This is a genomic window from Streptomyces sp. CNS606 (genome assembly GCF_000426325.1).
This window is the reverse complement of the sequence record NZ_KE384522.1, coordinates 263733-278437: the sequence shown is the minus strand read 5'-3', so window position 1 is coordinate 278437 and position 14705 is coordinate 263733. Positions and strand designations below refer to the sequence as shown.

15 protein-coding genes are annotated in these 14705 nt (G+C 73.5%); 8 read left to right on the top strand and 7 right to left on the bottom strand.

Translation table 11 applies throughout. The annotated features are described in order from the left end of the window. Positions 1–60: 60 nt before the first annotated feature. The 3 genes from K304_RS0125885 to K304_RS33535 all read left to right on the top strand — a co-directional run bounded on the left by K304_RS0125885 (position 61) and on the right by K304_RS33535 (position 1848). The gene (locus K304_RS0125885; RefSeq protein WP_027766075.1) at positions 61–1266 is read left to right on the top strand and encodes a saccharopine dehydrogenase NADP-binding domain-containing protein; all 1206 of its coding nucleotides are present in this window, start codon (positions 61–63) and stop codon (positions 1264–1266) included. A gap of 82 nt (positions 1267–1348) precedes the next feature. Further along, positions 1349–1540: a hypothetical protein gene (locus K304_RS0125880; protein ID WP_027766074.1), complete on the top strand. Its 192-nt coding sequence runs from the start codon at positions 1349–1351 to the stop codon at positions 1538–1540. 155 nt (positions 1541–1695) lie between these two features. Further along, the gene (locus K304_RS33535) at positions 1696–1848 is read left to right on the top strand and encodes a hypothetical protein (RefSeq protein ID WP_158687428.1); all 153 of its coding nucleotides are present in this window, start codon (positions 1696–1698) and stop codon (positions 1846–1848) included. A gap of 33 nt (positions 1849–1881) precedes the next feature. Here the strand turns inward: K304_RS33535 and K304_RS0125870 are convergent, their stop codons facing one another. From K304_RS0125870 to K304_RS0125845, 6 genes are all read right to left on the bottom strand, one after another. Further along, positions 1882–2718 carry an MIP/aquaporin family protein gene (locus K304_RS0125870; protein WP_027766073.1) on the bottom strand — a complete coding sequence of 279 codons (837 nt, stop codon included), beginning with the start codon at positions 2716–2718 and terminating at the stop codon, positions 1882–1884. A 287-nt stretch (positions 2719–3005) separates the two neighbouring features. Further along, positions 3006–4751 (bottom strand): FAD-dependent monooxygenase, encoded by a 1746-nt coding sequence (locus K304_RS31400; protein WP_051308852.1) that lies wholly within the window; start codon positions 4749–4751, stop codon positions 3006–3008. Between the two features lie 6 nt (positions 4752–4757). Further along, positions 4758–4874, bottom strand: a complete 117-nt coding sequence (locus tag K304_RS34270; protein WP_486591807.1) for an LWPPW motif RiPP peptide — start codon at positions 4872–4874, stop codon at positions 4758–4760. 167 nt (positions 4875–5041) lie between these two features. Then, on the bottom strand, positions 5042–5326 hold the full coding sequence (locus K304_RS0125855; protein WP_027766072.1) for a hypothetical protein: 285 nt from the start codon (positions 5324–5326) through the stop codon (positions 5042–5044). Then, entirely contained in the window at positions 5319–6476 is a 1158-nt protein-coding gene (locus K304_RS0125850) for an aKG-HExxH-type peptide beta-hydroxylase (RefSeq protein ID WP_027766071.1), read from the bottom strand. The genes K304_RS0125855 and K304_RS0125850 overlap by 8 nt, the downstream gene beginning before the upstream one ends. A 589-nt stretch (positions 6477–7065) precedes the next feature. Then, entirely contained in the window at positions 7066–7797 is a 732-nt protein-coding gene (locus K304_RS0125845) for a MerR family transcriptional regulator (protein WP_027766070.1), read from the bottom strand. A gap of 230 nt (positions 7798–8027) precedes the next feature. Here K304_RS0125845 and K304_RS31895 point away from each other — a divergent pair, with 230 nt between their 5' ends. Next, positions 8028–8561: a peptidoglycan-binding domain-containing protein gene (locus tag K304_RS31895; protein ID WP_158687427.1), complete on the top strand. Its 534-nt coding sequence runs from the start codon at positions 8028–8030 to the stop codon at positions 8559–8561. A 31-nt stretch (positions 8562–8592) separates the two neighbouring features. Beyond that, entirely contained in the window at positions 8593–9024 is a 432-nt protein-coding gene (locus K304_RS0125835; protein ID WP_027766069.1) for a VOC family protein, read from the top strand. Between the two features lie 7 nt (positions 9025–9031). On the opposite strand, the gene K304_RS31390 is transcribed toward K304_RS0125835, so the two are convergent. Next, a complete protein-coding gene (locus K304_RS31390; RefSeq protein WP_199779685.1) occupies positions 9032–9982 on the bottom strand; it encodes a LysR family transcriptional regulator in 951 nt (316 codons plus the stop codon). Positions 9983–10088: 106 nt separating this feature from the next. Here K304_RS31390 and K304_RS0125825 point away from each other — a divergent pair, with 106 nt between their 5' ends. The 3 genes from K304_RS0125825 to K304_RS0125815 all read left to right on the top strand — a co-directional run bounded on the left by K304_RS0125825 (position 10089) and on the right by K304_RS0125815 (position 14696). Then, positions 10089–11255, top strand: coding sequence for a PrpF domain-containing protein (locus K304_RS0125825; protein WP_027766068.1), 1167 nt, complete (start codon positions 10089–10091; stop codon positions 11253–11255). Between the two features lie 14 nt (positions 11256–11269). Then, on the top strand, positions 11270–12394 hold the full coding sequence (locus K304_RS31385) for a hypothetical protein (RefSeq protein WP_051308850.1): 1125 nt from the start codon (positions 11270–11272) through the stop codon (positions 12392–12394). A 139-nt stretch (positions 12395–12533) separates the two neighbouring features. Further along, positions 12534–14696 carry a tripartite tricarboxylate transporter permease gene (locus K304_RS0125815; RefSeq protein WP_027766067.1) on the top strand — a complete coding sequence of 721 codons (2163 nt, stop codon included), beginning with the start codon at positions 12534–12536 and terminating at the stop codon, positions 14694–14696. Positions 14697–14705 lie beyond the last annotated feature (9 nt).

The window sequence follows — 14705 nt, the reverse complement described above, 5'->3', positions numbered from 1 at the left end:
CTTAGGCTGCCCCTGGAAACCCGTGCCAGCCACCCGCACGACCACCAGGGAGCAGCCGCCGTGCCCGAGAACCGCGCAACCGAACGCCCCCACGACCTCGTCCTGTTCGGCGCCACCGGCTTCACCGGCCGGCTCACCGCCCGCTACCTCGCCGCGAACGCGCCCGACGACTGCCGCGTCGCCCTGGCCGGACGCAACCGCGACAAGCTCGCCGCCGTGCGCGCCGAACTCGCCGGCATCCGCCCCGCGTGGGCCGAACTCCCGCTCCTCGACGCCGACGTGACGGACACGCCCGCCCTGCACCGCCTCGCCGCGGCCACCCGCGTCCTCCTCACCACCGTCGGCCCCTACCTCCGCCACGGCGAGGAACTCGTCGCCGCCTGCGCCGAGGCCGGCACCGACTACGTCGACCTCACCGGCGAGCCCGAGTTCATCGACCGCACCTACGTCCGCCACCACGAGACCGCCCGCCGCACCGGCGCCCGCCTCGTCCACGCCTGCGGATTCGACTCCGTCCCCCACGACCTCGGCGTCCAGTACACCGTCGGCCTGCTCCCCGAGGGCGTACCGCTGCGCATCGACGGCTACGTCACCGCCGACGCCCGGTTCTCCGGCGGCACCCTCGCCTCCGCCCTCGACGCCTTCGCGCGCGGCCCGCAGATGCTCCAGGCCGCGCGCGAACGCCGCCGCGTCGAGCCCTGGCCCACCGACCGCCGCGTCTCCACCCCCACCGGCGGCATCCGCCGCGTCCCCCTCCTGCGCAGCTGGGCCGTGCCGCTGCCCACCGTCGACCCGCAGGTCGTCGCCCGCTCCGCCGCCGCCCTGGACCGCTACGGCCCCGACTTCCGCTACCGGCACGCCGCCGCCGTCCGACGGCTCCCCGTCGCCCTCGGCGGCCTCGCCGGCACCGCCGGACTCGTCGCACTCGCCCAACTCCCCGCCGCCCGCCGCGCCCTGACCTCCCGACTCGGCTCCGGCGAGGGCCCTTCCGAAGAGCGCCGAGCCCGCAGCACCTTCTCCGTCCGCTTCCTCGCCGAAGCCCTCACCGCACACGGCCCCCGCCGCATCGCCACCGAGGTGTCCGGCGGCGACCCCGGCTACGACGAGACCGCCAAGATGCTCGCCGAGTCCGCGCTCTGCCTCGCCCACGACGAACTCCCCGCACTCACCGGCCAGCTCACCACCGCCACCGCCATGGGCCCCGCCCTCACCACCCGCCTCGTCCGCGCCGGCCTCAACTTCCACGTCACCCACGAAGGCCGCTGAGAGAACGCCACGTTTACCGGTCCGTGACCCGGGCACGTGAACCCCTGTCAAGGAAACGGCTCACGAAACGAGGAGCGCGACCATGGCACCGCACAGCACGTTTTCGGCCAAGGCGCACAAGGCCCGGAGCCTCGTGGAGAACACCCTCCGCCAGGCCCGCACCCGTGGCCACGGACGCACGACCGCCGCCCCACGAGGCGGTCGTTCCCGCACCTCGACGGCGGCGGACGTACGACGCGTCGCCCTCCGCGCGCGGGAGGCGTTCCGGAAGTGACCCCCCACGCCTTGGACGACGCGGCCAGAGGAGCACCCCCTTTCAGAGCCTGAGCGGTGGCCCGGCGGAACCCTCCGCCGGGCCACCGCTGTGTCCACAGCCCCGGCCGACCCATGCCTGGCCGCGCATCGGTGTCGGCGAGGACGGGAACCGGCGTGGCGCTCGCCGGACTGGCGGTCGCAGCGCTCGCGGCTGTGTTCACCGCCGCGTTCGTCGCCACGGTGAGGCTGCGCATGCGGTGGTACGTGATTGCTGGGCTGCTCGCGCCGGCGGCGGTCGTGCGCATGCTGTTCGCCCCCGTGCCCTGAGGCACGGGGGCGAACGGTGCGCCGCTCCCGGGGTCACTCGGGGGCGCGGCCCTCCTCGGGGGTCTCGCCTGCGGTGAGGCGTGCCTTGAGGACGGGGGAGATGATCAGGTCGTAGACCAGGACGCCGACGATGCCGCCGATGAGCGGGCCGACGATCGGAATCCACCAGTAGCCGCTGAACCAGTCGAAGGTGCCCGGCAGGGCGATCGCACCCCAGCCCTCGAAGTAGGTGAAGAGGCGCGGCCCGAAGTCGCGGGCCGGGTTGATCGCGTAGCCGGCGTTGGTGCCGAAGGTCAGGCCGATGACCGTCACGATCAGGCCGGTGATGAAGGGCCCGATGTTGGATCCCGGCGCCAGGTTGCGCTGGTCGATCAGGGCGCAGATCAGCAGTAGCAGGATGCCGGTGCCGACGATCTGGTCCAGCAACGGCCCCCAGATGCCGCCGCCGAAATACTCGGCGGGGAAGGTCGCGAAGATGGAGTACGTACTCAACGACTCCTCGCGTGTCATGCCTGCCGCCTGGTTCGCCGCGTCGATGGCCCAGCGGTAGCAGGAGTAGGTGACCGCCGCGCCGCAGAACGCGCCGACGAGTTGGGCGCCCCAGTAGGGGAGCACCTTCGAGAAGGGGATCGCCCGCCGCACCGCGAAGGCGAGGGTCACCGCGGGGTTGATGTGCGCGCCGCTGACGCCGCCCGCGACGTACACGCCGAAGACGACGGCGAATCCCCAGCCCCAGGTGATGATGAGCCAGTTCGCCGGACCGAAGTCGGAGGTCTGGCGCCCCGAGCCCGGCAGGCCCACGACCGCCACCGCCACCGCTGCCGTTCCCAGCAGCAGCAGGACGAACGTACCCAGGAACTCGGCGAGCATCTCGCCACCGAGCCCTGCCCGGTAGCCGCGGCGGCGCGGGGTGCGCTCCGTAGCCGTGTGCTCAGACATTGACCCTCCTCACGTCGGCCCGTTCACCGTCGCAAGCGGGGGAGGGCGTGTCCTGCGGGAAAGGCCCGTTCGGGTGATGCGGTGTCGCCCCGTCGGCGCGGCGGCTGGACGGGCGTTCGCAGCCGGGCGCTCGCAGCCGGGTGCGCGGCTGCCCGGCGCCCCGGTGAGACGGGACGTCGGGCGTCGCGGCGGGAGAGGGGCCGGTACGGAGCCGCGCCTCAGAGAGACGGTGCGGGTGCGGGTGCGAGACCGAGCAGGGCGCGCAGGGCCTGCCGCAGACGGCTGTGTGCGTCGGCGGCGGAGCGGTGTCCGGCGCAGCGCCACGCCACGTAGCCGTCGGGGCGCACGAGGAGCGCACCGCCGCTCGGCAGGCCGTGGGGCGCCGCCAGCTCCTCGTCCAGGTGGTAGGTGTCGACGGCCACCCCGAGGGCGCGGCCCGCCGACGACGCGGCGTCCTGCCAGGAATCCCCGTCCGGGCCCGCCAGCAGGACGAAGTCCCGGCCGTACAGATCGAGGGTGGAGAGCGGTTCGCCGCCGTCCTGCGCCACCGCGATGTGGGGTGCGCGGCTGCCCGGCGCCCCGGTGAGACGGGACGGCCGGAGCAGCGGAGCCGCGTCGTCCGGCGCGCCCCGGACCGCCGGCGACCGGTACTGGTTGCCGAGGACCAGCGCGTAGAAGTCCTCCTGCCGCGCGGTGGTCAGCGCGGTGGTCAGCGCGGCGTCAGGCATCGGGAGGCGCCACCTGCTGCGGGCGCGGGCGACGGACTGTTCCACCGCGCGCCGGGCGACGGGTCGCCGTTCGGCGTCGTAGGTGTCGAGAAGGGAGGGATCCGCGCTGCCGTTCAGGACGAGCGCCAGCTTCCAGGCGAGGTTGTGCACGTCCTCGACGGCGGTCTGGCCGCCGAGGCCACCGGTGGGCGGCATCTGGTGGGCGGCGTCGCCCGCGAGGAGTACGCGCCGGACCCGGAAGGCGTCCGCGACGCGTGCGCCGATGGGGAACGTGCTGGGCAGTCCGTCCGAGCCCGGGGTCTGGGGGACGAGACGCACGTCCAGGTCCGGCAGCCCGGTGGCGGTGCGCAGCCGGCCGGCGCACTCCTCGGGCGTGGGGCGGTACGGCCGCCCGCCGGGTGCGGTGCGGCAGGAGGTGGCGAAGAACCACCGGGTGCCGCTCCCGTCGAGCGGCCCCAACGTCGTGCCGGGCGCCGGCCGGTCCAGGTACGCCATGCCCAGGGGCCGCCCCCGCAGGGCGGGCCGCAGGTCCGCCTGTACGTGCAGGGTGGCCATGTGGAACAGCGTTCCGGGCCCGCTGGACCGTACGCCCAGCCGCCGCCGCAGGCCGCTCGACGCCCCGTCGGCCGCGACGACGTAGCGGGCCCGCACCTCGGCGACCTCTCCGGCGGTGCCGCGTACGGTGGCGGTCACGTGCCTGTCGTCCTGGTCGAGATGCAGCAGTTCGGTGCCGAACGCGACGTCCGCGCCCAGTTCCCGGGCACGGTCCAGCAGCAGCGCCTCCAGCTCGTCCTGGCCGAGCGGCGCGAACCGGCAGGGTGACGAGGTCTCAGGACTGGCGTCTCCACGCTCCTCGTCCGGGTCCTCGTCGCCGCGTTCCACCAACGGCTCGTGAACGTCCGTCAGGGTGCGGGCGTGCACGGAGACCAGGTCGCCGCTGCCCGCGCCGTCCGGACACGCCGCGCGGATCGCGTTCTCCAGGCCGACCTGCCGGAACACCTCCATGGCCCGGGGGAGCAGGCCCCGCAGCCTGGGGTGCGGCAGGACGCCGTCGCGGCGTTCGACGAGCAGGCAGGGAACGCCGTGCCAGGCCAGCAGCACGGCCGCGGACAGACCGGTGAGCGAGCCGCCGACCACCAGTACCGGCACCGTGCGCACCCCGAACCCCTCCCCGTCGTGCTCGTCCGTGGTCCGGGCCGGCTCGCCGCGCGGCGAACCGGCCCGGACGGCCGACACCGGCCGTCAGTGCTTCTGCATGTACCACGGCGGCCACAGGCGCTGGTCACGGGACGGTGCCGCGGCCTTCGGCGGCGTCACCTGCTCGGCCTTGGCGAGCCTCTTCTTCAGCTGCTCGGTCATGAGTTGTCACCTCCTCCAGGATTCCTCGGGGCCTCCGGCGCACCCGCCGGAGGAGCACTTCTGCGGAGGGCACGCGGCGGGAGGCGCGGCCGCGGGCCGGAGCCGCACGGCAGGCGTGCCGCCAGCCGCACGGCAGGCGTGCCGCGGACGCCCGGCGGCCGCGCGCGTCAGGCGGGGCGGGCGGCGAGCACCCCGCGCGCCACCAGGTCGTCGAGACAGGCCCGGGCCTGGCGCAGGGCGTCCTCGCGCGGTACCTGACCGGCCACCGCGTCCGCGTAGTCGGCTGCGATGCGCTCGCCGTCGGTGTCCTGGCTGAGTTCGAACAGGTACCACCCGGAGAGGTTGAGCCAGTGGACCTTGGGCTGCTGCGGGGTGAAGACCATCAGGGCGCCGGCCTCCTCGACCGCCCGCGTCCGCAGCCCCGGGGCGGGGGCGTAGCGCAGCTCAGACACGGGCGGACTCCTTCACGGCGTCGAGCAGCCAGGTCACGAAGTCGTGCCCGTGGTCGGTCAGCGCTCCGGCCCCGCGAGCGAGGATCTCCTCGCCGAGGTAGCGGGCGCGTTCGGGCGCGAACCGGTAGAGCGAGGGAGGGTCGTCCACCTCCGGCTCGCCGAACCGGGCGACGAGCTCCGGTGTCATCCGCGTCTGGAGCGCCTGCCGGAACAGCACCAGGTGCGCGTACACGTGGAAGGCGCCGAGCGCCCGGTCCAGCGCCCACTCGTTCGGCGCGACCATGGAGGCCCATTTCAGCCACGGCACCTTGACCTTCGGCCCGTCCGGCAGCCGGTCCGGCTCGGCGAAGACGCTCGCCGAGCGCTGGATGTCGAACAGCTTCAGGTGCAGGCCCTCGTGCAGCGCCGTCTCTGCCAGGCGCCACGGGTGCGCCATGCGGTTCTCCGAGAAGAAGACCACCGACGGGATGCGGCCGACGTTGCCCGCGAGGAAGGTCTCGCCCTTGGTGCGGACGTCCACCACGCCGACGCCGACGTAGTGCGCCCCCACGCTCGCTCCCAGCTCCGGCAGCAGCGCTCCGAGGGCGGCGAAGCCGTCGTCGAGCTGCCGCCGCATCCGGTCGGTCGGCCGGAGCAGGTCTCCGCCGATCCCGCGGAGGAAGTCCCGCTCGAACGTGGCCAGGAAGGTGCGGGTCAGCGGGGTGCTCGTGCCGCCGTCCGGTCCGCCGGCCCAGAGCCACGGGTCCGGGTCCCGTCCGCCGGTGCGGACCGTGAGACCGCGGGACGCCTCCCACGCACTCGGCGGTACGGCCCGGCCGGCCTCCTGCACGGCGTCGGAGACGAGGTGCAGCATGGTGACGACCTCGGTCCAGGCGCTCTCGTCGAGGAACCCCTGCTCCAGACGGGACACCGCCTCGTCCAGGGTCACCCGCACCAGCGGGTCCTCCACGAGCGGGAGGGGCACCTCGCCGGTGGAGTCCCGGAGGCCGTCGGCGAGTTCGGCCACCTTCGCGGACCGCTCGGAGAGCAGGTCGAGGGCGAACCGGTAGAACTCGGTCGCCTTGAGCGTGATGACGCGGGCGTCGCCGTACTCGGGGTGCGCAGCGAGCAGGTGCTCCACGGTGACGAGATCGTCGTCGTACGCGGACACGCATCCTCCTTCGACCGGCCTGCGGAACTGCGGGCGGGCAGCTCCCGGACACAGGTGGTCACGTGTCCAGTGGAGCGCAGCTCGCGGGCCGCGGACAGAGCGGGTGTCGGCCATCACGACCGGGCCGCGGCGGCTGTCCGAAAAGCCGCGCCGCGGGCACGGTGCGGCTGCCGGAACGGCGCCGTGCCCCCGCCCCTCCGCAGGGGGCCGGCAGGGCCGGACAGGAGGTCTTCGTCGCCCGGCGCGCGGGGCCCGTGCCGTGGGTCCGGCGGCGGGGAAGCGTGCAAGTCCCCATTCCCGCCAGTTCGTCCCGGGCCGCGTGCAGTGCCGGTACCGGGCGGGCGGAGGCGTTGCCGCGGCGCGGGAGTGCTCGTGAGCCGCCGTCCCGGCCCGAACGCGCCGTGGCGGGCCGGGGGATCGGCACTCTGGCCGATAACTCCCGTTGACATCTCGCGCCGTCGATGGCCGTCACCGGCGTCCCGCTGCGGGGTGGGTACCGGTCACGCCGCACCGGCGCGGGTGCGACGCGCTCGGCGCGCCGCACCCGCGCCCCGCCCGCCCGCACGCGGGGCGCCGGCCGGGAGGGGAGTCAGCCCGCGGCGGCCTCCCGGGCACGGGTGACGTAGGCGATCAGCGCGTCCGACGGGCCGCCGTACTCGCGCTGGATCTGCTCGCTGTTCGCGTCCCGCATGCGGTAGAGCCCGTCCCGCAGGCCGGGGTCGCCGCCGTGGAAGCCCTCGAGCAGCTCCCACCAGCGTGCCGCCAGCTCCTGCACCCGCGGCTCCGCCGGGTCGGTCCCCGCGTCCAGCTCCGCCTGCACCTTCGCGATCAGCTCCGGCCACTCCCGCTCCGCCGCCGCGGTCGCCTCCGGCCCCAGCTGCGCCCGGCGCTCCGCCAGCGCCTGGATCTGCTCCTCGGAGAAGTAGTTCCGCATGGTGTCTTCCACCGTGTTCACCTCGTCCATCAGCGCGAGGAGGTCGTCCGGCCCGTACGGCGCGCGCCCGGCCGACACCAGCGTCGACAGCCGCGCGTGCAGGGCACGCAGCGCGGTGAGCTGCTGCCCCACCTGCTCCAGGTGGCTGCGCAGCAGGTCGGCCAGGTCCAGTTCGCCGGCGAGCGCGGTGCCCACGGCGTCCAGTGGCAGCCCCAACTCCCGCAGCGCCACGATCCGGTACAGCCGGGTCACGTCGGCCTCGTCGTACAGCCGGTGCCCGCCTCCCGTACGTCCCGACGGCGTGAGCAGGCCGATCCGCTCGTAGTGGTGCAGCGTGCGCACCGTCAGGCCGGTGAGCCGGGACAGCTCTCCCACCTTCCAGGCCATGACGTCCTCGCTTCCTCGTCCGGAACATCCCGGAACCGCCGGTTTCTACGGCGGTGTTCCCGACGCTACGACCTCCTCCGACGTCAGGTTCAAGCCCGCGCGGCGAGGTGACAGCCCCTGCCCGCCCCCGGGATGCGGGGTGCCGGGCGCGGGCGCAGCCTGGAGTGGCCGGCTCCCGATCCTTCTCCCGGGTCCTCCCGGTCCTCCCGGTGCTCTCGGAGGCGATGCGTATGCGCCGCTCGACCGCGATTCTGCCGCTTCTGACGGCCGTGCTGCTGGCCGTGCTCCTCGCCGTCGCCGGCTGCACCGGGGGCGGTTCCGGTGGCCCGTCCGGGGACGGCCCGGGTACCATCACGGCTGCGCCCTCCGCGCCCGCCGAGGAGCCTGCCGAGACCCGTACCGTCACCGAACGCCCCTCCGCCACCGTGACGGAGAGGGAACCGGAGTCACCGCCGCCCGAGCCCGGGACCACGACGGTCGCCCCGCCGCCGGACGTCGCTCCGCAGGGGGAGGCGTGCCTGGCCACCACCGCGCAACCCGCGATCCAGCAGGGCTCCTCCGGGCCGGCCGTGGTGAAGGCCCAGTGCTACCTCAATCTCGCCCTGTCCGGGGCGTCCATCCCCGAGGACGGCGACTTCGGCCCGGTCACCGACGACTCCGTGCGCCGCTTCCAGGAGTGTGCCGGCCTCACCGTGGACGGTCTCGTCGGACCGCAGACCTGGCCCGAACTGGTCTTCTGGGCCGACGCGGGGCCCGTCTGCTGACACCTGCCGAGGAGAGGAGTAAGGAGGACCCATGGACTACACCATCGAGGTCATCGTCGTCCCCGTCACCGACGTCGACCGGGCCAAGGAGTTCTACGCCGACCGCTGCGGCTTCCCCGTCGACCTCGACACCGAGGTCGCTCCCGGCATCCGCATCGTCCAGCTCACCCCGCCGGGCTCCCGCTGCTCCCTCGCTCTCTCCCAGGGCATGCCCAGCTCCCCGAGCCAGTCCGACATGGAGCCCGGCGCGCTGCGCGCGGTGCAGATCTGCGTCACCGACATCACCGCCGCGCACGCCGAACTCACCGGACGCGGCGTCGACGTCAGCCCCGTCCAGCACGTCGGCCCGAACGGCTGGGAGGAGGGCCGGGGCGAGACCTGGAACTCGTTCGCCTTCTTCGACGACCCCGACGGGAACGGCTGGGTCCTCCAGGAGACCCCGGCTCCGCTTTCTCAGCGCTGACCGGGCCTCAGCGCCGCCCGGTCCCTCCTCGCGGGCCCGACGCCCCCGGAAGGGTCCGCCCCACCTCGAGGATCACGTCGGTCATGGCCTCCTCGGCCGGTGTCGGGACGCGGGACGCGAGCCGGGCGAGCAGGATGCGCCGGGGCGGCGCGTAGCCGTCGAGCCGCAGCACCCGCACGTCGGTGCGCAGGTTGGCCAGGGCCAGGCGCGGGGCGAGGGCGATGCCGAGACCGACCGCGACCATGGCCTGCGCCTCCTGGTAGTCGTTGGCCTCGAAGGAGACGGACGGTTCGAAGCCCGCGGCCTCCGCGGTCCGCGAGAGCACCTCGGCGACGGGGTGGTTGTCGCCCCGGATGATCCAGCTCTCCTCCGCGAGCTCGTGCACGTCGACGGAGGTCCGGTCGGCGAGGCGGTGCGTCTCGGAGACGACGAGGGCGGTCGGGTCCTCGGTCACCACCCGCAGGTCGAGGCTGTCGCTCTCGATGCGCGACCACTCGTACTCCCACAGGAACGCCAGCTCGATGCGGCGCCGGTCCAGCATCTCCAGCAGCTGTGCGAGCCGGGCGCTGTGCACGGACAGGCGGACGCCGGGGTGGGCGCCGCGGTACGCCGTGACCGCCAGCGGCAGCAGTGACGACCCCAGGGTGGGGAAGGCGCCGAGCCGCAGCGAGCCGTCGCGCAGGCCGGCGAGGTCGCTCAGCCGCTCCTGGAGCACGTCGAGGCTGCGTTCGATGGCCGTCACCTGTTCGACGACGACCCGGCCCGCCTCGGTCGGCCGCACGCCGCGGGCGTGCCGGTCGAGCAGCGGCTGTCCCAGCTCGGCCTCCAGGCGGCGGATCTGCTGGGAGACGGCCGAGGGCGTGTAGGCGAGCGCCTCGGCCGCCGCGGTCATCGAACCGTGCCGGACCACCTCGGCGAGCAGCCGCAGCCGGGTCACGTCGAGCGGAGCATGAAGCATGGCTTCATTCTGCATGAACAAATCGGCGCTTGTGCTTACTCCTCGCTCGGGACAACCATGAGCACGCAACGGGCGTACAGATTGCATGCAATGTGAGGTGACTGCGGTGCGCGTTCCGGCAGTGCTGATGCGCGGGGGTACCAGCCGTGGCTTGTTCTTCCACGAGCGGGACCTTCCCGAGGACCACGCTCTCCGCGAGGCGTTCATCCTCGCCGCCTACGGGTCGCCGGACGCCGCCCGGCGTCAGGTCGACGGTCTCGGCGGCGCCACCTCCAGCACCAGCAAGGTGGCGGTGATCTCCGACGGCCGGGAGCAGGGCGTCGACGTGCTGTACGAGTTCGGCCAGGTCGCGATCGACCGGTCGCTGATCGACCGGCGCGGCAACTGCGGCAACCTGTCCTCCGGCGTCGGTCCGTTCGCCGTCGACGAGGGCCTGGTCGTCCCGACCGACCCGGTCACCGTGGTGCGGCTGCTCAACGTCAACACGGGCAAGCTGATCGTCGCGCACGTCCCCACCCGCGACGGCAGGTTCGACCCGGTCGGCGACTTCTCGCTGCCCGGCGTCCCCGGCACCGGCTCGCGCATCCGGCTGGACTACGTCGACCCCGGCGGAGCCGTCACCGGCGCCGTGCTGCCCACCGGCAACCCGGTCGACGACCTGACCGTGCCCGGCGTCGGCACCGTCCCGGTGAGCGTGGTGGACGCGGCCAACCCGCTGCTGTTCGTGCACTGGGAGGCGTTCGGTCTGAACGGCACGGAGAGCCCGGACGAGATCGACTCCGACCCGGACCTCCTCCGGCGGCTCGAGGCGGTCCGCGCGCACGGCGCGGTGCTCGCGGGAATCGCCGACACGCCGGAGCAGGCCACCGAGGAGACGCCCTCGGTCCCCAAGCTGACCCTCGTGGGCAAGCCCCGGGACTACCTGACCACCGCCGGGACCGTGCAGAAGGGCAGCGAAACCACCGTACGAGCGTCCATGATGTCGATGGGAAAGGTGCATCGCGCATACGCCCTGACCGGAGGCATCTGCACGGCCGTCGCGGCGGCCGTTCCCGGGACGCTGGTCGCCGACGCCACCGCGGACGACGACGGCGAGTGCCGCATCGGGCACCCCGCGGGCGTGCTGCCGCTGCGCGCGGACGTCCGGCGGGAGGGCGACACCTGGCAGGCCGCTGCGGTGACCGCGTACCGCAGCGCCCGTCGGCTGATGGAGGGCCGCGTCCTCGTGCCCGGTCCATGGCTGAAGAACCGTTCCACCATGATCGCCGGTTGAGGAGGCGAAGCACCATGAGGCAGAAGAGGAAGATGATCACCCGCTTCGGGACGGCCCTGGCGGTGACGGCCGCACTGGGGCTCGCCGGCTGCGCGAACCCGCAGGGACTCGACTCCGCCGGCGAGGAGGGAGCGGCGGAGCTGCCCGACCGCACGGAACTCGTCATCCCCTACGCGGAGGGCGGCGGCACCGACACCTGGGCCCGCTTCATCGCCCCCTACCTGGAGAAACACGTCGAGGGCAATCCCACGTTCACCCCCGAGAACGTGCCCGGCGGCGAGAGCATCACCGGCTCGAACCAGTACGTGACCTCCGGGGGCACGAACGGCGAGCAGATCCTGGTCACCTCCGGCACCACCTACTTCCAGGCGCTGCTCGGCCGCTCGCAGGTGAAGTTCGACTTCGCGAAAATGCGCCCCCTGATGCTCAACGGCACCGGCGGCGTCATCTACGCCTCCCCGAGCACCGGCATCGACTCCGCCGCCGACCTCGCCGACACGAAGAAGAAGCTGAAGTACGGCGGCATCAGCGCCACCGGACTCGACCTCACCATGCTGCAGGCCTTCGACGTGCTGGACGTCGACCTGGACGCCACGTTCGGCTTCGAGGGCCGCGGCCCGGCCCGCCTGGCCTTCGAACGCGGCGAGGTCAACGTCGACTACCAGACCACCTCCGCCTACCTCACCCAGGTCGAGCCGCTGGTCGACGAGGGCAAGGCCGTGCCGCTGATGTCCTTCGGCATGCTCAAGGACGGCGAGATCGTCCGCGACCCGAACGTCCCCGACCTGCCCACGGTCGAGGAGGTCTACCGCGACATCCACGGCAAGGCACCCAGCGGAGAGGCGTACGACGCCTACCGCGCGTTCCTGATCCCGGGCTACGTCTACCAGAAGGGGATCTGGGCCAACGAGGGGACGCCCGACGCCCTCGTCCAGGCGTACCGGGACTCCGTGGCGAAGATCAGCGAGGACTCCGAGTTCAAGAAGTCGAGCGAGGAGGTGCTCGGCGGATATCCGCTGTACTCGGGCGAGGAGGCCGAGGCGGAGCTGAAGAAGGCGTTCGACATCTCGCCCCGCACCCGCTCGTACACCCTCGACATGCTCGAGTCCGAGTACGACGTCCGCATCGAAGGGCAGTGACGGGGCGGACGCCCGGGGTGGGCGCGGGCCGATCCGCGCCCGCGTCCACCCTCCTCCACCCACCCCTCTCACCCCTGACTCCGATCCCTGATCCCTGATCCCGGCGCACGCCGACCCCGGCAGAAGGAGCCGACCACCGATGCTCGACGCGGCCTTCAGCGCACTCGGCGCGTTGCTCGACCCCGCAACCCTGGTCTTCCTGCTCGCCGGGGTCCTGGCCGGACTGGTCGTGGGGATCGTCCCCGGGCTCGGCGGCACGGGCGCGGTCGCCATCCTGCTGCCCTTCATCTTCGTCGTCGAGCCGCACCAGGCCCTCGCCCTGATCACCGGGGCCGTGGCCGTCGTCCACACCTCCGACACCATCTCCACCGTGCTCATCGGCATCCCGGGGTCGGCTTCGGCGACGGTGCTGATGCTCGACGGCCATGCGATGGCCCGGCAGGGGCAGGCCGCGCGGGCGCTCAGCATCGCCTTCCTCGCCTCCATGGCCGGCGGGCTGCTCGGCGCCGTCGGACTGACCCTGTCCATCCCGCTCGCCCGGCCGCTGGTGCTCAACTTCGGGTCGCCGGAGCTCTTCATGCTCACGGTGCTCGGCATCTCCCTGGCCGCGCTGCTCTCCCGCGGCAACATGCTCAAGGGCCTCGTCGCCGGCGTCTTCGGCCTGCTGCTGGGCCAGGTCGGCGCCGCGCCGTCGGCGGCCGACTACCGCTTCACGTTCGGGTCGCTGTTCCTCAACGAGGGCCTGGACCTGGTCGCCGTCGCCCTGGCGATCTTCGGTATCGCGGAGGTCGTCTCCCAGATCGCCCGCCGGACCAGCGTCGCCGCGGGTTCCGGCATCGGCTCGGGCTGGGGCGCCGGCGTGCGGGACGTGCTCCGCCACTGGACGCACGTCCTGCGCGGCGCCCTCATCGGCATCTGGGCCGGAGTCCTCCCCGGCGTCGGCGCGACCGCCGGCACCTGGATGGCTTACGGCCAGGCGCGGGCGACCGAACGCCGCAAGGGCAAGGGCAAGGGGAAGTTCGGCAAGGGAGACCCGCGCGGCATCATCGCCCCCGAGAGCGCCAACAACAGCGTCGAGGCCGGCGACCTCATCCCCACCCTGCTGTTCGGCATCCCCGGCGGCGCCCCGGCGGCACTCCTGCTCGGCGCCCTGCTGGTGTTCGGCGTCGAGCCCGGACCCCGCATGATCACCAACCACCTCGACGTGATCTACACGATCGTGTGGTCGTTCGCGCTGGCGAGCGTCGCCGGAGCGGCCCTGTGCTTCCTGCTCAGCAAGCCGCTCGCGAAGCTGAGCTTCGTCCGTTTCCCCGTGCTCGCCGCGGGTCTGGTGGTCATCCTGTTCACCGCCGGATACCAGGAGTCGCAGCAGGTCGCCGTCCTCCAGGTGATGCTGCTGCTGGGCGCCGTCGGCTGGCTGATGAAGGTGACCGGCTTCCCCCGGGCGCCCTTCCTCATCGGGTTCGTGCTGAGCGTGCCCCTGGAGCGGTACTACTACCTCACCGCGAACCTGTACTCCTTCTCCGAGTGGGCCCTGCGCCCCGGCGTCCTGGTGATGGCCGCGGTCCTGGTCGCGCCGCTGGGCTTCGCCCTGGTCCGCAGGCTGCGCGCCCGGCGTACGCCCGCCTCCCCGGCGACGGCGACGGCCGGCGTGACCGCTGCCACCACGGACGCCCCGGACGCCACTGCCACCCCGCACACCCCGCACACCCCGGGCGCCCCGGGCGCCCCGGACACCGCCGCGCCGCCCGCACCCGGCGGGCCCCACGCGGACACCCCGGCTGCCTCCACGTCCGACACCCCGGCCGACGCCGCCGACGAGGAGGCCGACGGCCCGGCCGCCCCGCGCCGCTGGACCGTGGGCGTCGCCACCGGCTTCCTCGCCCTCTTCCTCTGCGCCCTGTTCGCGGCGCAGGGCTACAGCGAGAAGGCCCGGCTCGTCCCCACGCTGGTCTGCGCCCTCGGCGTGCTGCTCACCGTCACGCTGCTCGCAGTCCAGGCGTACGATCGGCGGCGCTCGTCCGGGAAGTCCGCGGACACCGGGGCGTGGCGCGAGGAACTGCGCTGGGTCGGGCAGGCGTTCGGCTGGCTCATCGCCTTCCTCGTCCTCGTGTACGTCCTCGGCGTCGTGCTCGCCGCGCTGGTCTTCGTGCCCGTGTTCCTGTGGCGGGTGGCGCAGCTCCGCGCACGGGGCATCGTCCTCTACACGGTCGGTGTGCTGGCCGCGCTGCTCCTCCTCCAGCACTTCGCCGACATCTCGCTGCCGGTGGGCTACCTGACGCCGCCGCTGCTGATGGCGTAGCGGGAGGCT